Raw genomic sequence first — 20,882 nt, 5'->3', positions numbered from 1 at the left:
CATCCACGCCTGGACACGGGCACCAAGAACGTGGATGCCCGGGACAAGCCCGGGCATGACGATCTCTTGTGAACTATCACACCGTCGGCAGCACCGAAAACGCTTCCCCTGCCCTGCGCAAACTCAGTTCATCCACGCTTGCCGTCTCACTGGTGACACTGTCGACGCGCGAGGACGGCGGGCCGTGGCGGCACAGCGCGACCATGTCGGCAACGTGCGTCGGCGCGCCGGCGAACAGCGCTTCCACGCTGCCGTCACGGCGGTTGCGGACCCAGCCTTCGAGGGCATACGCGATGGCCTGAGACTCCACCCAGGCTCGATAACCGACGCCCTGCACGCGGCCGCGGATCATGACCTGGAGAATCGCCCGACTCATGTCTTCTTCCATCCGAGCAAATCGGAGCTGCGCGCCTTGACCGCGGCCTCGCGCGTAACGCGCGCCATCAGCTCCGACGATGCCAGGCCCTTGAGGCTTTTTGGCGCCATGCCCTCGCGCAACGCCTTCTGTGTCTCGTAGACGGCTTGCGTCGCGGCGGCGATCGGCGCATGGCCCTGCAGCGCGATGCGCACGCGCTGGCCCTGGAGATAATCGAGCCCACTCAATTCCTCGGACGCGCCGCCGAGCACGATCGGCAGCCGCGTGGCGGAGACGATGGCCTCGAGCTCGGCGCGCGACTTGATGCCGGTGAAAAACAGCGCATCGACGCCGGCGGCCTCATAAGCCTGGGCGCGGCGCACCGCATCCTCGATCGAGGTGATCGCGGCTGCGCCTGTGCGGCCCATGATGACCAGCGAGGGATCGCTGCGGCCGCCAAGCGCCGCCTCCATCTTGCCGACGCCCTCCTCCAGCGAGATCAGCTGTGCCTTCGTCGCACCGAATGCGGCCGGCAACAGTGTGTCCTCGATGGTGAGGCCGGCCGCGCCCGACGTCTCCAGCTCCTGCACCGTGCGGCGCACGTTCAGCGCATTGCCATAGCCGTGATCGGCGTCGACGAGCACCGGCAGCGCCGAGGCCCGCGACATCCGCCGCATCTGCTCGGCAAGCTCGGTGAGCGTGATCAGCGTGACATCGGGATCGCCGAGCACGGCGAGCGAAGCCACCGATCCGCCGAACATGCCAAGCGGAAAGCCGAGATCCTCGGCAATCCGGATCGAGATCGCGTCATAGACCGAGCCGGGATGGACGCACGTCCCGCCCGACAGGATCGATCGCAGTTTCTCGCGGCGGGAACGAAAGGCCATGGTTGCCCTCCCAATTATTGCGACGCAGCCGCAACGTACTCCGTCATTGCGAGCGCAGCGAAGCAATCCAGTGTCTTTCCGCAGAGGCAGTCTGGATTGCTTCGCTGCGCTCGCAATGACGGTGAGCTTGGGGCCCGGCAAGACCCCCACTCACATCTTTTATCTTACGCAAACTCCAGGATCAGCGCGTCCACCGCGAGTGTCGCGCCGGCGCTGGCGTGGATCTTCTTCACGGTTCCGTCCTGTTCGGCGCGCAGCACGTTCTGCATCTTCATGGCTTCGACCACCGCCAGGGTCTCGCCGGCCTTGACCTCCTGCCCCTCGCTCACCGCGATCGAGATGACGAGGCCCGGCATCGGGCAGAGCAGCTTCTTGCCGCTGTCGGAGGCCGTGGTCACCGGCATCAGCCGCGCGGAGGCCGCCTCGGCCTCGGTCCAGACATAGACCGGCACCTCGACGCCCTGATGCGCGAGGCGGATGCCGTTGGCGATCGGGCGGGTCTGCACGGCGACGAACTGACCGTCGATGGTGCCCTGCCAGACCGGATCGCCCGGCTTCCACGGCGACTGCAACAGATGCGTGTTGCCGGCCTTGCCGTCGGCGTCGATGAAGCGGATCGTGATCGCTTCGCCTTCGCGCGCGACCTCGAGCAGTATCTCCTGGCGGTCGAGCCAAACCGCGCGACGCCGCTCGCGCTGCACGACGCGGCCGCCCATCTGGCCGGAGATCTGCCGTTTGCGCGCTCCGAGCACGTGATCGATCGCGGCGCCGACCGCGGCGATGCGACGCGCGACCTCACCCTCGGGCACACGCACCGCAAAACCCTTGGGGAATTCCTCGGCGATGAAGCCGGTCGAGAGCCGTCCCTCGCGCCAACGCGGATGATGCATCAAGGCCGACAGGAACGGGATGTTGTGGCGGATGCCATCGACATAGAACGAGTCCAGTGCAGTCGCCTGCGCCTCGATCGCCGCCGCGCGCGAGGGCGCATGGGTGACGAGCTTGGCGATCATCGGATCGTAATGGATCGAGATCTCGCCGCCCTCCTGCACGCCGGTATCGTTGCGGATGGTGATGCCGTCCTTGCTGGCCTCCGCCGGCGGACGATATTTCACGAGGCGTCCGATCGAGGGCAGGAAGTTGCGGAACGGATCTTCCGCATAGAGGCGCGATTCCACCGCCCAGCCGGTCAGCGTGACGTCCTTCTGCGCGATGGCGAGCTTCTCGCCGCTCGCGACGCGGATCATCTGCTCGACGAGATCGATGCCGGTGACGAGCTCGGTGACGGGATGCTCGACCTGGAGGCGCGTGTTCATCTCCAGGAAGTAGAAGCTCTTGTCCTGGCCTGCGACGAACTCGACCGTGCCGGCGGAATCGTAGTTCACGGCCTTGGCCAGCGCGACCGCCTGCTCGCCCATCTTGCGGCGGGTCGCCTCGTCCAGAAGCGGCGACGGCGCTTCCTCGATGACCTTCTGGTTGCGGCGCTGGATCGAGCATTCGCGCTCGCCGAGATAGATCACGTTGCCGTGCTTGTCGCCCAGCACCTGGATCTCGATGTGGCGGGGATCGACGATGAACTTTTCGACGAAGACGCGGTCGTCGCCGAACGAGGCCTTTGCCTCCGCCTTGGCGAGGTTGAAGCCCTCGGCAACCTCGGCTTTGGAATGGGCGATGCGCATACCCTTGCCGCCGCCGCCGGCGGAGGCCTTGATCATGACGGGGTAGCCGATCTCGTCGGCGATCCGCACCGCGTGCTTGTCGTCCTCGATGACGCCGAGATAGCCCGGCACGGTCGAGACTTTTGCTTTTGCGGCGGCCTTCTTGGACTCGATCTTGTCGCCCATTGCGGCGATCGCGCCGGGATTCGGGCCGATGAAAACGATTCCTGCGGCTTCCAGCGCGCGCGGAAACGCCTCGCGCTCGGACAGGAAGCCGTAGCCGGGATGCACAGCCTCGGCACCCGTCTTCCGGCAGGCCTCCACGATCTTCTCGATCACCAGGTAGCTCTCGGCCGCGGCCGGCGGGCCGATCAGCACCGCCTCATCGGCCATCTCGACGTGGAGGGCATCGCGGTCGGCCTCGGAATAGACCGCGACCGTCTGAATTCCCATCTTGCGGGCAGTCTTGATGACCCGGCAGGCGATTTCGCCGCGATTGGCGATCAGAATGCGTTTGAACATGCTTTTCTTGAGTCTCGACCTTGGGCGGGACCCTTCCCTGGCCGTTGGGGCCTTTGGGAGGGGCCGTGTGGCTCCCGTGGTACATCAAAATGGGCCGGAGGCAACGGTCTAAATCGGGCCGCCTTTGGCGTACCAGCGCAAGACCGAAATGGGCCCGGCGCGCCTGCCGTGCGGCATCCCTAGGACTTTCCGGCCTTGGCCGCGTCCCGGACCAGGTCATGAATGAAGCCCAGCTTGCCGACCACCGCGGGCGACAGGATGAAGGGATAGAGGTCGCGCAGGCCCATGGCGCGGTTGACGCTGTTCATGGCGAAGGTGAAGGGCAGCCATGCGTTGACCAGCACCTCGACATCCCTGGCCTCGTACGGGTTGAAGCGGATGCGCGCCGTCAGCTCCCCGTCGCGGTCGACCTTGGGACGCACCTCCATGCCGAACTCGGCGGCCATTTCCAGGGCATCGACGATGTGGAGGTAGTGCGCCCAGGTTTCGGCGAAATCCTCCCAAGGGTGGGTCGTGGCATAGGCCGAGACGTAGTTCTGCTGCCAGTCCGGCGGCGCGCCCTCGGCATAATGGCGCTGCAGGGCCTGGCCGTAATCGGCGCTATCGTCGCCGAAGACGGCGCGGCACTGGTCGAGCTTGCCGCCATCGCGCACCAGCACATCCCAGAAGTAATGTCCGACCTCGTGGCGAAAGTGCCCAAGCAGCGTCCGGTACGGCTCGCCCATCTCGAGCCGGCGCCGCTCGCGCTCGATGTCGTCGGCCTCGGTCAGCGCGATCGTGATCAGGCCGTTGTCATGGCCGGTCATGACCTTCTCGCCGCTGTGCGGATCGTCGGCGAGGAAGTTGAAGATCAGGCCATGCTCGGGATTGTCCTGGCGGGTCTGGAGCGGCAGCTTCCAGCGGATCAGGGAATAGAACAGCCGGTGCTTGGCCACCTCCAGCTCGCGCCAGCCGGCGAGCTGCGCCGGATCCGAAAGGTTCGGCACGGTCCCGTTGTGGCGGCAGGCGCGGCAATAGCCGGTGCTATCGCCTGCGTCGGTCAGCCAGTTGCAGGCGTCGTACTCGGCATTCCGGCACAGCATCCGGCTCTCACTCTTGTCGGCGAGGATGCTCCAGGCGTCTCCGTCGGCCTCGATCGCCGACATCGTCTCCTTCTCTGGCAGGAAGGCGATCCGATGGCCGCAGCGTTCGCAGGCGCGGTTCTCGAAATAGAGGACGTTGCCGCAGGCCTGGCAGATAAAGAGCTTCAAGATTTAGCCTCGTGGGAAAGGAAAGCCTATGAGCGCGCTGGCACCTCGCGACGACGCCTCAATCCGCCGATCGTTCCAGTATTCGGAACAAATTGCCAGACCGGACGTTACCACCGCGTACTTCTCTGCGTTCAGGCGCGCGCCCCCATTTCCCGGCACCACCTGCCCTCTAAACAATGGCCATCACGCTCCGTCTGTGTGAATATCGGTCCGGCACGTGCGCACCTGCATGACAACGGCCGATGCCTTGAACGAACCCTTGCCCGAGACCATCGCCGCCGAAAGGCTGCGCCAGCACCTCGAAGACGTCGCGCGCGAGCGCGACAATGCCTATCGCGCGCTGCAGGAGCGCGAGGCCGAGCTGGCGCGCATCCAGCGCATCGGCAAGGTCGGCGGCGTCGAGGTCGATTTCCGCGAAGGCTTCAAGAACCGGCGTTCGCCCGAATATCTGATGATCCACGGCCTTCCGCCGGAAGCCGCCGAGGAGTCGCACGAGGATTGGGTCAACCGTATCCATCCCGACGACCGCGACGCCACTGTCAAGCATTTCTTCGAAGCGCTCGCCGGAGCGAGCGAGGACTATAGCGCCGAATACCGCATCATCCGTCCCAGCGACAGCGAGACCCGCTGGATCCGGGTCGTCGCAAAGATCGAGCGCGACAAGGACGGCCGCGCCATCCGGCTCGTCGGCGCTCATATCGACATGACCGATCAGGCGCTGGCGCGCGAGACGCTGCGCGAAAGCGAGGAGCGCTTCCGGCTGATCGCCGACAGCGCGCCGGTGCCGATCTGGGTCACCAAGCTCGACCGCAAGCGGTCCTTCGCCAACCAGGCCTATGTCGATTTCGTCGGCCTGCCCTACGACCAGGCCATCGACTTCGACTGGCGCAAGGTGCTGCATCCCGACGACCTGCCGCACGTGCTGCAGCAATCCGTCCAGGGTGAAGCGTCCCTCAAACCCTTCGTGCTGGAAGCGCGCTACAAGAACGCCAGCGGCGAATGGCGCTGGCTCCGCTCGGAATCGCAGCCGCGCTGGGATGCGACCGGCAAGCATATCGGCTTCATCGGCGTCGCCCACGACGTCACCGTCGCCAAGCAGGCCGAGATCGATCTCCGGCGGCTGAACGAGACGCTGGAAGAGCGCATCGCCGAGCGCACCGCCGAGCTCGAAGCCAACGAGGCGCGGCTGCGCGCGATCCTGGAGACGAGCAATCAGTATCAGGGCCTGGTCAATCTCGAGGGCCAGCTGGTCTACGCCAACAAGACCGCGCTCGCCGGCATCAAGGCGAATTCCGCGGACGTGGTCGGAAAGCCGTTCTGGGACACACCCTGGTTCACCGGCACGGAGGGCATGAGTGCCGCCGTGCGCGAGGCCTTCGACACCGTGCTCAAGGGCGAACCCGTGCGGCTGGAGATGCGCCTGCGCCTTCCGATCGGCGAGCGCGATTTCGACTTCGGCATGCGTCCCGTGCTCGACCGCCAGGGCAACATCACCGGCGCCGTGCCCGAGGCGGTGGACATCACCGAGCGGCGCCGCGGCGAGGAAGCGCTGCGGCAATCGCAGAAGATGGAGGCGATCGGCCAGCTCACCGGTGGCGTCGCGCACGACTTCAACAATCTCCTCACCATCATCCGCTCTGCGACCGATTTCCTGCGCCGCCGCGAGCTGCCGGAGGAGCGCCGCCGCCGCTACGTCGATGCTATCTCCGACACGGTCGAGCGCGCCTCCAAGCTGACCGCGCAGCTTCTGGCCTTCGCGCGCCGGCAACCGCTGAAGCCGCAGATCTTCAACGTCGGCAGCCAGGTCGAGGGCGTGGCGCAGCTGGTGCGGCCGCTGGTCGGCGCCCGCATCGAGATCGCCGTCGAGGTTCGGGATGCCGATTGCTTCACGGTGGCCGACATCGCCCAGTTCGAGACAGCGCTGATCAATCTCGCCATCAACGCTCGCGATGCCATGGACGGCGAAGGCCGCCTCACCATCGCCGTGCGCAAGGTCTCGGGAATACCGAGCCTGCGCGCACAATCGGCGCGCCGCGGCGACTATGTCGCGATCTCCGTCACCGACACCGGCAGCGGCATCGCGCCGGAACATCTCGAACAGATCTTCGAGCCGTTCTTCACCACCAAGGAGGTCGGCAAGGGCACCGGCCTCGGCCTCAGCCAGGCCTTCGGCTTCGCCAAGCAGTCCGAGGGCGACATTGCGGTGACCAGCGTGCAAGGTGAAGGCGCCACCTTCACCATCTACCTGCCGCAGGCGCAAAGCCCCACCACGGAGAAGGAAGCCGCGGCGCTGAGCCACGAGGCGGCCACGACCGGGCGTGGCTATCGCGTGCTCCTGGTCGAGGACGACGACGAGGTCGGCCGCTTCTCCACCGAGCTCCTGGAGGATCTCGGCTATGTCGTCCGCCGCGTCGCCAATGCCAACGCGGCGCTGGCGATCCTGGGCGAGAATGAATTTGCCGTCGACCTCGTATTCTCCGACGTCATCATGCCCGGCATGAACGGGGTCGAGCTCGCCGGCATCGTCCGCGAGCGCTATCCGGGCCTGCCCGTGGTGCTCACGTCCGGCTACAGCAACGTGCTCGCCGAAAACGCCCATCGCGGCTTCGAGCTGATCCAGAAGCCCTATTCCGTCGAGTCGCTCTCGCGCATCCTGCGCAAGGCGATCATGGAGAAGCTGTCAGTCGCAAGGTGAGTGTCACATTCGCGAGAAGCAGCCACGAATTCCAGTCTGTTGCCGCGGCAAGACTCTAGGGGAAGACAGCCCTTCCCGCATCGGTTATCGATGCCGAATGACTGACCGAACCTCAAGGACTGAACGTGCCGTCTGACGCCATCTGGGCCTGGAGCATCATCTTCGTCGCGACCGCCTGCGTCATCATCCGGCCGTTTCGCCTGCCCGAGGCGATTTGGGCCGCGATCGGCGCGAGCGCCCTGGTGCTATCAGGCTTGCTGCCCTGGCAGGAGGCGCTGACGGGCATCGAGAAAGGCCTCGACGTCTATCTCTTCCTGATCGGCATGATGCTGATCGCCGAGCTGGCGCGGCTCGAAGGCCTGTTCGATTATCTCGCCGCGCTCGCGGTGGAATACGCACGCGGCTCGCCGCAGCGGCTGTTCCTGCTGATCTATCTCGTCGGCACGCTCGTGACCGTGCTGCTTTCCAACGATGCTACCGCGATCGTGCTGACGCCGGCCGTCTATGCCGCGACGCGCGCGGCCGGCGCGAAGCCGCTGCCTTATCTGTTCGTCTGCGCCTTCATCGCCAATGCCGCGAGTTTCGTCCTGCCGATCTCCAACCCCGCCAACCTCGTCGTGTTCGGCGCGCGCATGCCGCACCTGACGGAATGGCTACGCCTGTTCGCCTTGCCCTCGGCGGCGTCGATCCTGCTGACCTACATCGTGCTGCGCCTGACCCAGCACCACGCGCTGAAGGAAGAGACGATCGCGCGCAGCGTGCCGCATCCCAAGCTCGGCCGCGGCGGCAAGCTCACCGCAATAGGCATCGTCGCGATCGGCATCGTGCTGGTCACGGCGTCAGCGCTCGACAAGCAGCTCGGCCTGCCGACCTTTATCTGCGGCGGCGTGACGGCCGCGATCGTGCTGCTGCTCAGCCGGCAATCACCCTTGCCCGTGCTGCGCGGGGTGTCCTGGAGCGTGTTGCCGCTCGTCGGCGGGCTCTTCGTCATGGTGGAGGCGTTGATCAAGACCGGCGTGATCGCGCAGCTCAACGCGTTGCTGCACCAGGCGGTAGCTCAATCGGTCCCGCAGGCGGCCTGGAGCGTGGGCATTGCCACCGCGCTCGCCGACAACATCGCCAACAATCTTCCGGTCGGCCTCGTCGCCGGCTCGGTTGCCGCCGGCGATCATCTGCCGGTGCCCGTCGTCAGCGCGATCCTGATCGGCGTCGACCTCGGCCCCAATCTGTCGGTCACCGGCTCGCTCGCCACCATCCTCTGGCTGGTCGCGCTCCGCCGCGAGAAGATCGAGGTCGGCGCCTGGCCGTTCCTCAAGCTCGGCCTGCTGGTGACGCCGCCGGCCCTGATCGCGGCGTTAGCCGCCGCGATCAGATAGCGCTCATCGTCAGTCGTTCTCGTAGCCGTAGACTTCCGGCAGGATGAAGATCGCGGCAAGCAGGCCTACCAGCGGGAAGATCGCGACCATCAGCGTGGCGTTCGCCTGCCCGATCGCGGCAAACACCGTTGGGAACAGGAAGATCGCCAGGAACGACGGCAGCTTCACGAACATGTAGGCGAAGCCGCTTGCGGTGCCCCGATATCGCGGACGGGCGACCATGGTCGGGATCGTCATGCAGTTCGACGCATCCCAATAATGGCCCCAGAGCATGCCGGCGGCGGCGAACGGCAGCAGGATCTTGTTGTCGGTGTAGAGCGCGAAGGCCGCGACCAGCAGCGAAACCAGCACGATGCCGAAGCCGGCGATGGCGATGCCACGATGGCCGATCTTCGGCGTCAGCAAGGGTCCGACCCAGCCCGACAGGGCGGCGAAAGAGAACAGCGCCATCGTCACCACATTGATGCCAAGCACGCTCGATACGCCGACCATCACAAACAGCACCGGCAGATAGAATGCGAAGGTCGAGAACTCGCTCGCCTGGGCGAAACAGGCGATCCAGCCATAAAGGGTGGCACGCCAGCGAATCGGATCCTTCCTGAGGTCAGCGAGGAATGCGCGCGTGCTGGTCTTGGGAACCTCGACGTCCCGATCCGGCAGCATATCGAGATTGTCGTTGAACATCTCGCGCGCGACCTGCTTGGCCTCGCGGTAGCGCCCCTTTTGCACCAGCCACACCGCCGTCTCCGGCACGTCGTGACGCATGATCAGGATGATCAGTGCCGGCACCGCACCGAGACCGAGCGTCACGCGCCACAGCATCTCGTGGTTCATGTCGACCAGCAGGAAGATCACGATGACGCCGATGGTGAGAACTTCACCGACGGCGAACATGAACTGCCAGCGATTGCCCATGACCTCGCGCTCGCCCTTGGCCATGGATTCCATGATGTAGGTGTAGCCGGTCGAGATGTCGGAGCCGAGCGGAATGCCGAGCAGGAAGCGGATCACGACAAGCCAGCCGACGCTGGGTACGAAGGCCTGCGCCAGCGCCAGTACGATGAACAGCACCATCGTCACCAGGAACATCACGCGGCGGCCGATCTTGTCGGACAGCCAGCCGCCGAGCAGCGCGCCGATCAAGGCACCGCCCTGCGTGCCCGCGGCGGCGAGGCCGAGCATCAGCGGATCGGGATTGTACTGCTCCTTGATGAAGATCAGCACGAAGGCGATCGAATAGAGGTCCCAGGCCTCGACCAGGATCGAGGCCATCATCAGCCAACCGACCTTGTTGCCTTTGGGACTGTAGTTCGTGATGAGGTAGCGGACCGCGGCTTCGCTCGCGGTCGCCTGTGGCATCGCCATCGTTGACATTCTTCTTCCTTTCGTCACAACTCTCTGAAGCGCGATGAGATCAGGATCTCCTCGCGCTTTAGCTTGTTGTCTTGCGCATGATCTCTTCGGAGAACCGCCTCACATTTTTCCGGATCAAGCCCTACGCGCCGAGCAGCGGCTCGATGCTGCAATCGAGCAGGCGCGGATCGATCCCCGCCTCCATGCCCGTAAACATCTCGCCCATGTAGTCGATCAACGCGTCGCTCGCCTTCACCGCCTCCTCGACGCGGCGGTTGGCAACGGCTGCAAGAATGGCGAGATGATGATCGATCGTGCCTGACAGATCCGCCTGCCCCGGCATGAAGCGATGATGGATGTAGCCGATGCGCCGATACAGCGTGTGCAGCGGCCGCAGCGTATGCACCAGGAAAGGTTCGCCGGCGGCCTCCAGCACCAGCGCATCGATGCGGCGGTCGATATGATTGAATTCGTCGAGCGTCAGGCTGGCGCGGCGCTCGCGCAGCAGGCGCTCGATGTGCAGCGCCTGATTGCGATGCGACAGGCTGGCACGATCGGCCGCGAGGCGGATCACGAAGCGCTCCATGTCGCGGCGTAAGGCCAGCAGCATGCGCTCGCGCGCCAGATCGATCGGCGCAATGTGCAGGCCGTGACGCGGCCGGATGATGATGAGGGTGTCGGCGGAGAGACGATTGACGGCGTGATGCACCGGCGTGCGGCCGAAACCGGTGATTTGCTGCAACTCCAGCATCGTCATGAATTGTCCGGGCTTGAGCTCGCAGTGAACGAGCAGCTCCTCGATCCTCTGATAAGCCAGCTCGAAGAAGTTGAGACGGTTGCGCCGGGAGGGCCTGCCCTCCCCGTCGCCGTGTCTCACCACCGCGAGTGCGCGCTTGCGCCGTGCCATGCCGTCCTCTCCCGTCAGCCCGCGCTCTCGTTGCTGGGTGGCGCCTTGTTCGTGGTACCCTTAAAACATGTTGTGATATATTACAAGCAAGCGTAAGACGTCGGCACGACCTGCAGCATGCTGCAGCGCAAAATGAGACGTCAGGTGCGAAGCGCCGTTCGATGGGAGGATACTTGCCGTGAAGATCACGTCGATCGAGACATTGCGCGCCGAGGAATTTTCCAACGTCATCTGGGTCCGCATCCACACCGACACTGGTCTGATCGGTCTCGGCGAAACCTTCTATGGCGCCGGCGCGGTCGAAGCGCAGATCCACGACACCTTTGCCGGCCGCCTGCTCGGCCGCAATCCCCTGCACATCGAAGCGATCCATCGCGACATGCTGAACCTGCCGATGGCGCAGTCCTCGACCGGCGTCGAATACCGCGCGGCATCAGCGATCGACATCGCGCTGTGGGATCTATTCGGCAAGGTCTGCGGTCAGCCGGTGCACCAGATGCTCGGGGGCCTCTGCCGCGACAAGCAGCGCATCTACAACACCTGCGCCGGCACGCAATATGTGCGCTCGACCAATATCAGCCCGGTGGCCAATTGGAATCTCGGCGCCTCCAAGGGGCCCTATGAAGATCTCGACGGCTTCATGAACCATGCCGATGCGCTCGCCGAAAGCCTGCTCGAAAGCGGCATCTCGGCGATGAAGATCTGGCCGTTCGATCCCGCCGCGCAGGAGAACAAGGGCCTCTACATCACCGCCGCACAGATGAAGCAGGCGATTGAGCCGTTCGAGAAGATCCGCAAAGCCGTCGGCGACAAGATGGAGATCATGGTCGAGCTCCATTCGCTCTGGAATCTGCCGACCGCCAAGCAGATCGCCCGTGCGCTCGAGCCCTACAAGCCGACCTGGTACGAGGACCCGATCCGGATGAACTCGCCGCAGGCGTTGGCCGAATATGCCCGTTCGACCGACGTCTGGGTCTGCGCCAGCGAGACGCTGGGCTCGCGCTTCCCCTACAAGGACATGCTCGACCGCGACGCCATGCACGTGGTGATGGCCGATCTGTGCTGGACCGGCGGTCTCACCGAAGGCCGCAAGATCGCGGCAATGGCCGAGACCTATCACCGGCCTTTTGCTCCTCATGACTGTATTGGCCCGATCGGCTTCATCGCGGCTATCCACATGTCCTTCAGCCAGCCCAACACCCTGATCCAGGAATCCGTGCGCGCCTTCTACAAGGGCTGGTACAATGAGCTCGTCACCACGATGCCCACCATCAAGGACGGCTATGTCTTTCCGATGGAAGGCCCCGGCCTGGGCGCCGACCTCTTGCCTGCCGTCTTCGAGCGCACCGATCTCACCGTGCGCCGCTCCAACGTCTGAGGAATTCTTGAGATGAGCACTTCCCTTTTCGATCTCTCCGGCCGCACCGCGCTCGTGACCGGCTCGTCCCGCGGTCTCGGCCGCGCCATCGCCGAAGGCATGGCCAAGGCCGGCGCGAAGATCATCATCAACGGCGTCGATCCCAAGCGAGTCGAGCAGGCCGTCGCCGAGTTTCGCGCCGCCGGCCATCAGGCCGAAGGCGCTGCCTTCAACGTCACCGATGAGCCCGCAATCGTCGCCGCCTTCAACGAGTTCGACAGACAAGGCCTCGCCGTCGACATCCTCGTCAACAATGCCGGCATCCAGCACCGCAAGCCGCTGGTCGAGTTCACCACCGACGAATGGCGCAAGGTGATCGAGACCAACCTCACCAGCGCCTTCGTGATCGGCCGCGAGGCGGCCAAGCGCATGATCCCGCGCAAGCACGGCAAGATCATCAATATCGGCTCGCTCGGCAGCGAGCTCGCCCGCCCCACCATTGCGCCCTACACCGCGGCCAAGGGCGGCATCAAGAACCTGACCCGATCGATGGCGGTGGAATGGGCCCAGCACGGCATCCAGGCCAATGCGATCGGCCCCGGCTACATGCTCACCGACATGAACGAGGCACTGGTCAACAACGCCGATTTCAACAATTGGCTGATGGGCCGCATTCCCTCCAAGCGCTGGGGCAAGCCGGATGAGCTGGTGGGCGCCGCGATCTTCCTCGCCTCGGATGCGTCGACCTACGTCAACGGCCAGATCATCTATGTCGATGGCGGCATGATCGCCGCGATGTGATCGCCAAGACCACGAAGGAGCAAGCCATGCGCGCCGTCGTCATCCACGCCCCGAAGGACCTGCGGATCGACAACTATGCCGATCCCGCCGCCGGCCCTGGCGAGGTCCGCGTCAAGATCGCCAATGGCGGAATCTGCGGCTCCGATCTGCACTACTATCATCACGGCGGCTTCGGTGTCGTGCGGATTCAGCAACCGATGGCCCTGGGTCACGAGATCGCCGGCGTCGTCGCTGACGTCGGTGACGGCGTCGCCAATGTCAGGCCGGGCACGCGCGTCGCGGTCAACCCGAGCAAACCGTGCGGGGCTTGCCTGCATTGCCAGGAAGGCATGCGCAACCAGTGCCTCGACATGCGCTTTCTCGGCAGCGCGATGCGCTTTCCCCATGTGCAGGGCGGCTTTCGCGAGTTCATCACGGTCGACGCGACGCAGGCCGTGCCGATCTCAGACAAGCTGTCGCTGGCGGAAGCCGCGGTCGCCGAGCCGCTTGCGGTGTGCCTGCATGCCGGCAAGCAGGCCGGTCCCCTGCTCGGCAAGCGCGTGCTGATCACCGGCTGCGGTCCGATCGGCGCGCTGATGATTTTGGTCTCGCGCTTCGGCGGCGCGTCGGAGATCGTTGTCACCGATGTGGCCGACGCCCCGCTCGCGGTCGCGAAAAAGCTCGGCGCCACGCATGCCATCAACGTCGCGACCAATGCCACTGCGCTCGATCCCTGGCGCGCCGGCAAGGGCGTGTTCGACACGCTGTTCGAGGCCTCCGGCAACCAGGCCGCGCTTCGCACCGCGCTCGACGTGCTGAGGCCCGGCGCGACGCTGGTGCAACTCGGCCTGGGCGGCGAGATGACGCTGCCGATCAACACGATCGTCGCTAAGGAATTGCAGCTGCGCGGCACGTTCCGCTTCGATCCCGAATTCGAGCTCGCGGTGCGCCTGATGGGCGACGGCCTGATCGACGTCAAGCCGTTGATCACGGCCACCATGCCGTTCGAGAATGCGGCCGCGGCCTTCGAGCTCGCCAGCGACCGCGCGCAGTCGATGAAGGTCCAGCTTACCTTCTAGGCGCGTCGTTGGCCTGTTGCCCCTCGATCAGCCGGTCGGTGACCAGCCGCACGGCCCCGCGCTTCCAGGAATAGTCGGCGCCCATGCGTAGTCCGCTGTCGCCACGCGCCAGCACCGCGCCGGTCCTGGCATCGCGCACCTGGAAGCCCAGCGTGTATTCGGTGCGGCTGACGCGGCGCACCACACCGATCAGTGATTGGTCCGCGCCGAGCTTGCGCGCAATGGAGACCTCGCAGCCGCCGCAATCCCGCAAAGCGCCGGCCTTCCCCGCCTCTGCGCCGACCTCGACGATGCGGTAACGGCCGGATTGGCCGAGCGCCTCGCGCACACCGCCAGTGACCTCCGCGAGATATGGCGCATCCGACGCACCGGACGTCCCCGCTGAGGCGGCCGTCATGTCCTCGAGCTCGAAATCGAACACGGCAAGCGCGACCGGCGCAGGCGTGCCGAGCGCGGCCATGACCTCGCGAGACACGAACATCTGCGCGCGCTCCCATGCTTCGTCATTGTCGCCGCGGAAGCTGTAGAGCTTGTCCAGCACGAGCGTCTTGGTGCCGACGTCGATCACGGCGACCTTGGCCCATTGCACCAGCGTGCTCGTCTTCTGAATGCCGCCGACCACCTTGAACACCGCTCCGTCTTGGACGGATCGCACCAAGCGGTAGCGCTGGTCTGCCTCGATGTCCCTTCGAAGCGCGGCCATGAACGCCGCCAGCCGCCGCTCGTGGGCCGCGGTCTGGTCGGTCGGCTCGCCCGAAGTGTCGGTGTAGCTGAAATCGTCCATGGCGACGCCGATGGCGGCCTGCGCAGCGAGGGGCGAGCAAGAGACGACGAAGAGGAGACAGGCGGAGAGAACCAGGCGGCAGCGGTGCATGAACGGACCTCGTGGATGGGACGAAAATCTGGACGGGCCGCCTGAGGCTCCGCAGCCGTCACTGTCCCGACCAATGCCGGGAAATTTTCACGACATTGCGGTGCGGCAAGTCGGGAACGCTTCCCGCCGCCGGCGTTCTGCCCTTTAATGAGGCGCGACAAGCCCGTTCGCACCAGGTGCAAGCCGATGTGGAATCGCCCGAGATTCGATCTCAAGGTCCGTCTGACGCTGCGCGTGGCCGCGATCTCGGCTGCCTGCTTCGCCGTGATCTCGACCTATTTCCTCGTCGCCGCCGATAACGCCGCGCATGCGCGGATCGACGGGATCGCCGCCATCGTGGCCAAGACGCTCGAGCTGCAGCAAGGCAAGGTGCAATGGGGGGCGAGCCCCCGCTCGGACTTTCCGGACCTCGACCCGGTGTCGGCCCATGTGATGACGCCCGGCCTCTGCCTCGGCTTCCGCAGCGCGAGCGGCGACATGCTGCAGCGCTTCTGTAGCGGCGCGCCTGCCCCGGCGAGCCCGCCGCCGCAAGCCTTCTCGGCCTTCTATCGCAGCCTGTTCGACCCGGGCCGCGAGGCGGCGCGGCCCGTGATCGTGCGCGGAACCAAGCTCGGCGAGACCGTGGTCTCGATCGATCCGGCGGTGCAGACGGCGGAGGCCTGGCACGAGGCCGGCCGCCTGATGATCGCGCTTGCGATCGCGCTGCCGCTGCTCTGTGCGCTGGTCTATGCCGCACTGGCCCGTGCCCTGCGCCCCACCCGCATGATCGGCAGCGGCCTCGAACGCATCGCCGCCGGCGACCTCACCACGCGGCTGCCGCCGTTCGATCTCGCCGAGCTCTCCGCCATCCGCGACGTCTTCAACCACCTCGCCGAAAGCCTCGACACTGCGCTTGCCGAGCGCAACGAGCTGACGCGGAAGCTGATCGCGCTCCAGGACGAGGAGCGCCGCCATCTCGCCCGCGAACTGCACGACGAATTCGGCCAGTCCCTCGCCGCGATCCGCGCGCTGGCCGCATCCGCCCGCCAGACTGCGGCGCAGGACTGTCCCGACCTGCTCGGCGAATGCGACAGCATTGCCCGCACCGCGACCGGCATGATGGAGACGCTGCGCGGTGCGCTGTTCCGGCTGCGGCCGCCCGATGTCGAGGAGCTCGGCCTGGTCGCCAGCCTCGAAGGCCTGGTTTCGGGGTGGAACGGCCGCAGCCGCGGCCAGCCGCGCTTCGATATCCGGTTCGACGGCGCCTTCGACAGCGTGCCCGCCTCTGTCAGTGCCAACCTGTACCGCATCGTGCAGGAGGCACTCACCAACGCGGCCAAGCATGCCGGTGCAACGAAGGTTAGCCTGCATCTGACCATGGCCGACAGCGAGATCGCGCTCGCGATCGAGGACGATGGCCGGCCGAACGAAGCTGCCGCTAAGTCCGGAATGGGCCTGCTAGGCATGCGCGAGCGCGTCGCCGCGCTTCGCGGCCGGCTCAGCTTCGAGACCGGCCTTCAGGGCTCCTCGCTGCGCGTATTCATTCCGCTCCCGGCTGCCGCCTCTGAGGCCCTGGAGCACGCTGCATGAGCACGGCGGAAGCGACCATCCTGCTGGTCGACGACCATTCCGTCGTCCGTGAGGGCTATCGCTCGGTGCTGCAGAAGCAGCCGGGCCTGCGCGTCGTCGCTGAGGCGGCCGACGGAGCGGAAGCCTATCGCCTCTACAAATCCGAGACGCCCGACCTCGTCATCATGGACCTCAGCATGCCCGGCATCGGCGGCATCGAGGCCGTCAGGCGGATCAGGCAGTGGGACAAGGCGGCACGGATTCTCGTTTTCACCATGCACGAGAACGCCGGCTTCGCCGTGCAGGCGATCCGCGCCGGCGCACGGGGTTACGTCACCAAGACCAGCCCGCCCGAGACCCTGGTGCGCGCGGTCAAGGACGTGCTCGCCGGCAAGATCGCCATCAGCCCCGACATCGACCACGAGCTTGCGCTGAGCCGCATCAGCGGCGAGAGCTCCGCCGCCGACGTGCTGACGCCACGCGAGTTCGAGGTGCTGCGGTTGCTGCTCGCCGAGAACACGACGGAGGAGATCGCCGAGACGCTGCATGTCAGCCCGAAGACGGTGGCGAACCTGCACTCGCTGATCAAGGACAAGCTTGGCGTTGGCTCCGACATCGAGCTGGTCCGGCTGGCGCTGCGCCAGGGGATCTTGACGGAGGTTGATCTCGGCGAAGCCTGATCGCGGCGTCGCCGCAGATCACTCACGTGCGACCACCGAGTCCAGCCACGCGCAGTTGAGTGGCGGCACGCGCGGATCGGCGACGCGCACGCCGCGGGCAGCCGCATCCAGCCGCATCTCGCGCAATCGCGTGCGCTGCTCTTCGGGCATATGCAGCCGCTCGTGGCCCCACAGCGAGGGCCCATCAAAGGTCTCGTGCGGCTGCCAGGTCTCGGGATCGATGACGCGGCCGCCCCAGCCATATTCGATGAAGAAGCCGGACGGCGTATTCACGTAGAACGAGGTCATGTGGTCATTGGTGTGCCGGCCCAGCGTGTAGGCGATGCGTCCCTCGTCCATCTGCGCGAGGTCGTAGCCCTGCCCGACATCATCGAGGCAGCCGAGTTCGACCATGAAGTGATGCATCGCCTTTCGCCCCGAGCCGACCATCGCAAAGGAGTGGTGGCGGCCGTTGACGTGGAAGAAATAAAGCCCGTAAGGCTTCAGCCCGAAATCGGAGACGTGAAAGCCGAGCACGTCGCGATAGAACGGCAACAGCGGCTCGACGTCCTCCACATTGAGCACGACATGCCCCATGCCGAGCGCGCCGGTGCGGAAGCCCGAGATCGGGCGACCCGGCCTGAACGGCTCGCTCGCAAGCTCCGGCTTGCAAAAAGCCTCCAGCCGGTTGCCGGCGGGGTCCGTGAACGCGATCAGCTCGGCGACATGCCGCTCGTCAGCGAGTGCGCGCGAGCCCCTCGCCACCTTGATGCCATGGCTTTCGAGCCGTCCTGCCAGCTTATCCAGTTCGGCGGTCGAAGGAACCTCCCATCCCATCACCGCAAGGCCGGCATCGCTGCCGCCGTCGACGATCAGCCGCTGCTTGCGGTCGTCCATGCGAAAGGCCCGCATCTTGCCGCCGCGATCGACCTGCTGCATGCCGAGCAGCCCGGTCGCCATCCGGCTCCACTGCTCGAGCTGGGATGAACTGATTCCGATATAGCCGAGCGCTGCGATTTCCATCGAACTCCTCCCGAAGGCGACGCGATCACCGTACTGCGGCGAGCTTGATACCGGCCGCGCGCGATCCTACGGTGGCGTTCCGCAATCGCCTCGCGTTCGCAGGCGACAATAAGCGCGCCGCGATGTGCCACAAGGGAGGAAATAGGAAGTGTCCAAGGAGCGGACGCGGAACGGCCAGCCTCGGCAGTCTGAGGGCGTCCGTGCCTTCAAGCGCGGGCTCGACGTGCTGCACGAGGTCAACCGCTCCGGCGGCATCCGCGCCGGCGACGTCGCCCGCGCGCTCGACCTGCCCCGACCCACCGTCTACCGCCTCCTCGAAACCCTGGAGGAGCTCGGCTATATCGCCCGCAGCGCCAGCGACGACCGATTTCGGGTCACCCGGCGTGCCCTAAGCCTCGGCGACGGCTACGATCCCGGCGTGGTGATCTGCCAGGCGGCGGCGCCCTATCTCGCCGATCTCAGCAAGAAGCTGGTCTGGCCGGTCGATCTCTCGACTTACGAGAACGCGGCGATGGTGGTGCAGGAGACCACCCACTCTCGCAGCCCGCTCTCGATCGACCGCGGCATGATCGGCAAGCGCCTGCCGATGCTGCGCACGTCTGCGGGCCGCGCCTATCTCGCCGCCTGCCCTGCGCGCGAACGCGATCTCATCATCAATCATCTCCGCCGCATCGATGAGGCCGACGACCGCCCCTTCCTCGACCAGGGCCGGCTCGACCGCATGATCGCCGAGACCGCGGCGCGAGGTTACGCGATCCGAACCGAGGGCGAATACAATCCCAAGACGGCTTCGATTGCCGTTGCCATCGTGCGGGACGGCGCCGTATTCGGCTGCATCTCGATCATCTGGATCCGCTCGGCGCTGGGGATCGAGGAAGCGGTCGCGCAGTTTGCGAGCCAGCTGCTGGAAACGGCGTCGGCCATTCCTGTTGCGGAATAGAGGCCGTCCGCTGGGCGGACACTTGCCGCGCCGGCGTTGATGCGCCGGCCCTGCTTGGGGAAGAGATACCCCATGCAAGATAAATCCACCCCGGAAGAGTTTGACGTCGTGATCGTCGGCCGCGGGCCGGTGGGCGCCACGCTCGCCAACCTGCTCGGCCTGTGCGGCGTGCGGACTCTGGTGCTGGAGCGCGAGGCGCGGACCTATCATCTGCCGCGCGCGGTGCATTTCGACGATGAATGCATGCGCGTGTTCCAGACCATCGGGCTTGCCGAGGCGATCCTGCCGCACGTCATTCTCAGTCCCGGCATGCTGTTTCTCGATGCAGCCGGCCGCATGCTGCTGGACTGGTCCCGTCCGCAAACGCTGACGCCGATGGGCTGGCATCTCAGCTACCGCTTCCACCAGCCGGATCTGGAGGACGCGTTGATCGGTGGCCTCGCCCGCTGGCCGCACGTCACCTTGCGCAACCGCTGCGAGGTGTTCGCGCTCGATCAGGACGAGCACGGCGTGCGCGTCCGCTGCGAAGACCTCTCTAACGGGAGGCTCAGCGAGGTCCGAACCGCCTACGTGATCGGCTGCGACGGCGCCCGCTCCCTAGTGCGCCGCTTCATCGGTTCTGGCATGGACGACCTCGGCTTCCACGAGCGCTGGCTCGTGATCGACGTCCTGCTCAATCGCGCGCGCGACGACCTCGGTGACTACAGCCTCCAGCATTGCGATCCCAGGCGGCCGGCAACTTATGTACGCGGCACCGGCATGCGGCGCCGCTGGGAGATCACGGTTCTCCCGGACGAGGATTCGCAGGACGTCGCGCAAGCCGCGAAGGTCTGGGAGCTGCTGTCGCGCTGGATCACGCCCGCCGATGCCGAGATCGAGCGCGCCGCGGTCTACACGTTCCATTCGGTCATCGCGCAGCAATGGCGGAACGGGCGATTGCTGCTCGCGGGCGATTCTGCGCACCAGACCCCGCCCTTCCTCGGCCAGGGCATGTGCGCCGGCATCCGTGATGCCGCCAACCTCGCCTGGAAGCTGGCGAGCGTGATCCGCGAAGGCGCCGCGCCCGATCTGCTCGACACCTATCAGAGCGAACGCCTGCCGCATGTGCGCGAGTTCATCGAGCTCGCCATTCGCCTCGGCGGTGTCATCAACACCAAGGCGATCGAGGCCGGCCTTGCCGCCGGCGAAGCGCGCGAGAACGCGCCGGTCAAGCTGGACGTGAAGAAGCCCCTGCTCGGCCCCGGACTAGTGTTCGGCGACCTGCCGCTCGCCGGACATCTCGCGCCGCAGTTCACATTGACCGACGCCAGCCGCAGCGATGACCGGACCGGCTACAACCACGTACTGCTCGTCGAGACGGCGGCGGCACTCTCATCGCGTCTTGCGCTGTCGCAGACGGGGATCAAGATCCTGACCAGCGACGATGCCAACGATCTTGGGCCCTGGCTGCGCGAGCACGGCATCATCGCCGCACTGGTTCGTCCCGACCGTTACATCCGCGGCTCCGCCCGCAACGAGGCCGAGCTCGACCGCCTCATCGCCGCCATCGCGCCTGCAACCCAAATTCCTTCAGCCCAAGCGCCCTCCGCGGCCTGACCGAACCCTGTCAAGGACAATTT

General features: G+C 65.9%; 17 protein-coding genes. 9 read left to right on the top strand and 8 right to left on the bottom strand.

Annotation, left to right across the window (positions count from 1 at the left end):
* Positions 1-76: 76 nt before the first annotated feature.
* The 4 genes from I6F12_RS21620 to I6F12_RS21605 form a co-directional block, all read right to left on the bottom strand.
* Positions 77-376 (bottom strand): acylphosphatase, encoded by a 300-nt coding sequence (locus I6F12_RS21620; RefSeq protein ID WP_225144571.1) that lies wholly within the window; start codon positions 374-376, stop codon positions 77-79.
* The gene (locus I6F12_RS21615) at positions 373-1,242 is read right to left on the bottom strand and encodes an isocitrate lyase/PEP mutase family protein (RefSeq protein WP_225147635.1); all 870 of its coding nucleotides are present in this window, start codon (positions 1,240-1,242) and stop codon (positions 373-375) included. Before I6F12_RS21615 ends, I6F12_RS21620 begins: the two co-directional genes overlap by 4 nt.
* Positions 1,243-1,406: 164 nt before the next feature.
* Positions 1,407-3,422 (bottom strand): acetyl/propionyl/methylcrotonyl-CoA carboxylase subunit alpha, encoded by a 2,016-nt coding sequence (locus I6F12_RS21610; protein ID WP_109143402.1) that lies wholly within the window; start codon positions 3,420-3,422, stop codon positions 1,407-1,409.
* A gap of 179 nt (positions 3,423-3,601) precedes the next feature.
* Entirely contained in the window at positions 3,602-4,672 is a 1,071-nt protein-coding gene (locus tag I6F12_RS21605) for a putative zinc-binding peptidase (RefSeq protein WP_225114299.1), read from the bottom strand.
* Between the two features lie 217 nt (positions 4,673-4,889).
* On the opposite strand from I6F12_RS21605, the gene I6F12_RS21600 reads away from it, so the two are divergent.
* Both I6F12_RS21600 and I6F12_RS21595 read left to right on the top strand, forming a co-directional pair.
* On the top strand, positions 4,890-7,367 hold the full coding sequence (locus tag I6F12_RS21600; RefSeq protein ID WP_225157174.1) for a PAS domain S-box protein: 2,478 nt from the start codon (positions 4,890-4,892) through the stop codon (positions 7,365-7,367).
* A 125-nt stretch (positions 7,368-7,492) separates the two neighbouring features.
* A complete protein-coding gene (locus tag I6F12_RS21595; RefSeq protein ID WP_109143399.1) occupies positions 7,493-8,743 on the top strand; it encodes an arsenic transporter in 1,251 nt (416 codons plus the stop codon).
* Between the two features lie 9 nt (positions 8,744-8,752).
* Here I6F12_RS21595 and I6F12_RS21590 read toward each other — a convergent pair whose 3' ends face one another.
* A complete protein-coding gene (locus I6F12_RS21590) occupies positions 8,753-10,117 on the bottom strand; it encodes an MFS transporter (RefSeq protein WP_057029694.1) in 1,365 nt (454 codons plus the stop codon).
* Between the two features lie 121 nt (positions 10,118-10,238).
* Positions 10,239-11,003 (bottom strand): GntR family transcriptional regulator, encoded by a 765-nt coding sequence (locus I6F12_RS21585; protein ID WP_225142868.1) that lies wholly within the window; start codon positions 11,001-11,003, stop codon positions 10,239-10,241.
* Positions 11,004-11,181: 178 nt separating this feature from the next.
* Here I6F12_RS21585 and I6F12_RS21580 point away from each other — a divergent pair, with 178 nt between their 5' ends.
* Genes I6F12_RS21580 through I6F12_RS21570 form a run of 3 tightly spaced genes read left to right on the top strand, consistent with a single transcriptional unit; the run spans position 11,182 to position 14,219 of the window.
* Positions 11,182-12,381 carry a mandelate racemase/muconate lactonizing enzyme family protein gene (locus tag I6F12_RS21580; RefSeq protein ID WP_225142866.1) on the top strand — a complete coding sequence of 400 codons (1,200 nt, stop codon included), beginning with the start codon at positions 11,182-11,184 and terminating at the stop codon, positions 12,379-12,381.
* Positions 12,382-12,393: 12 nt separating this feature from the next.
* Positions 12,394-13,161, top strand: a complete 768-nt coding sequence (locus tag I6F12_RS21575) for a glucose 1-dehydrogenase (protein WP_225132552.1) — start codon at positions 12,394-12,396, stop codon at positions 13,159-13,161.
* A gap of 26 nt (positions 13,162-13,187) precedes the next feature.
* The gene (locus tag I6F12_RS21570) at positions 13,188-14,219 is read left to right on the top strand and encodes an L-idonate 5-dehydrogenase (RefSeq protein WP_225142865.1); all 1,032 of its coding nucleotides are present in this window, start codon (positions 13,188-13,190) and stop codon (positions 14,217-14,219) included.
* Here I6F12_RS21570 and I6F12_RS21565 read toward each other — a convergent pair.
* Positions 14,209-15,093 carry a DUF3280 domain-containing protein gene (locus tag I6F12_RS21565; RefSeq protein ID WP_225142863.1) on the bottom strand — a complete coding sequence of 295 codons (885 nt, stop codon included), beginning with the start codon at positions 15,091-15,093 and terminating at the stop codon, positions 14,209-14,211. The genes I6F12_RS21570 and I6F12_RS21565 overlap by 11 nt on opposite strands.
* 186 nt (positions 15,094-15,279) lie before the next feature.
* Between I6F12_RS21565 and I6F12_RS21560 the strand changes: the two genes are divergently transcribed.
* Both I6F12_RS21560 and I6F12_RS21555 read left to right on the top strand, forming a co-directional pair.
* Positions 15,280-16,662 carry a histidine kinase gene (locus I6F12_RS21560; protein WP_225157173.1) on the top strand — a complete coding sequence of 461 codons (1,383 nt, stop codon included), beginning with the start codon at positions 15,280-15,282 and terminating at the stop codon, positions 16,660-16,662.
* Positions 16,659-17,321, top strand: coding sequence for a response regulator transcription factor (locus I6F12_RS21555; protein WP_036029111.1), 663 nt, complete (start codon positions 16,659-16,661; stop codon positions 17,319-17,321). The genes I6F12_RS21560 and I6F12_RS21555 overlap by 4 nt, the downstream gene beginning before the upstream one ends.
* Before the next feature lie 18 nt (positions 17,322-17,339).
* Here I6F12_RS21555 and I6F12_RS21550 read toward each other — a convergent pair whose 3' ends face one another.
* Complete coding sequence (locus tag I6F12_RS21550; RefSeq protein WP_225157172.1) at positions 17,340-18,323, bottom strand: VOC family protein; 984 nt, start codon at positions 18,321-18,323, stop codon at positions 17,340-17,342.
* A 148-nt stretch (positions 18,324-18,471) separates the two neighbouring features.
* On the opposite strand from I6F12_RS21550, the gene I6F12_RS21545 reads away from it, so the two are divergent.
* Both I6F12_RS21545 and I6F12_RS21540 read left to right on the top strand, forming a co-directional pair.
* Positions 18,472-19,263, top strand: a complete 792-nt coding sequence (locus I6F12_RS21545) for a DNA-binding transcriptional regulator (RefSeq protein WP_036029106.1) — start codon at positions 18,472-18,474, stop codon at positions 19,261-19,263.
* Between the two features lie 72 nt (positions 19,264-19,335).
* Positions 19,336-20,859, top strand: coding sequence for a bifunctional 3-(3-hydroxy-phenyl)propionate/3-hydroxycinnamic acid hydroxylase (locus I6F12_RS21540; protein ID WP_225157171.1), 1,524 nt, complete (start codon positions 19,336-19,338; stop codon positions 20,857-20,859).
* Positions 20,860-20,882: the final 23 nt, after the last annotated feature.

The sequence above is a fragment of the Bradyrhizobium sp. IC4059 genome (genome assembly GCF_020193615.1).
GTDB classification, from domain to species: domain Bacteria; phylum Pseudomonadota; class Alphaproteobacteria; order Rhizobiales; family Xanthobacteraceae; genus Bradyrhizobium; species Bradyrhizobium yuanmingense.
The sequence above is the reverse complement of the archived record's forward strand: the minus strand, read 5'-3'. Positions and strand labels throughout refer to the sequence as shown.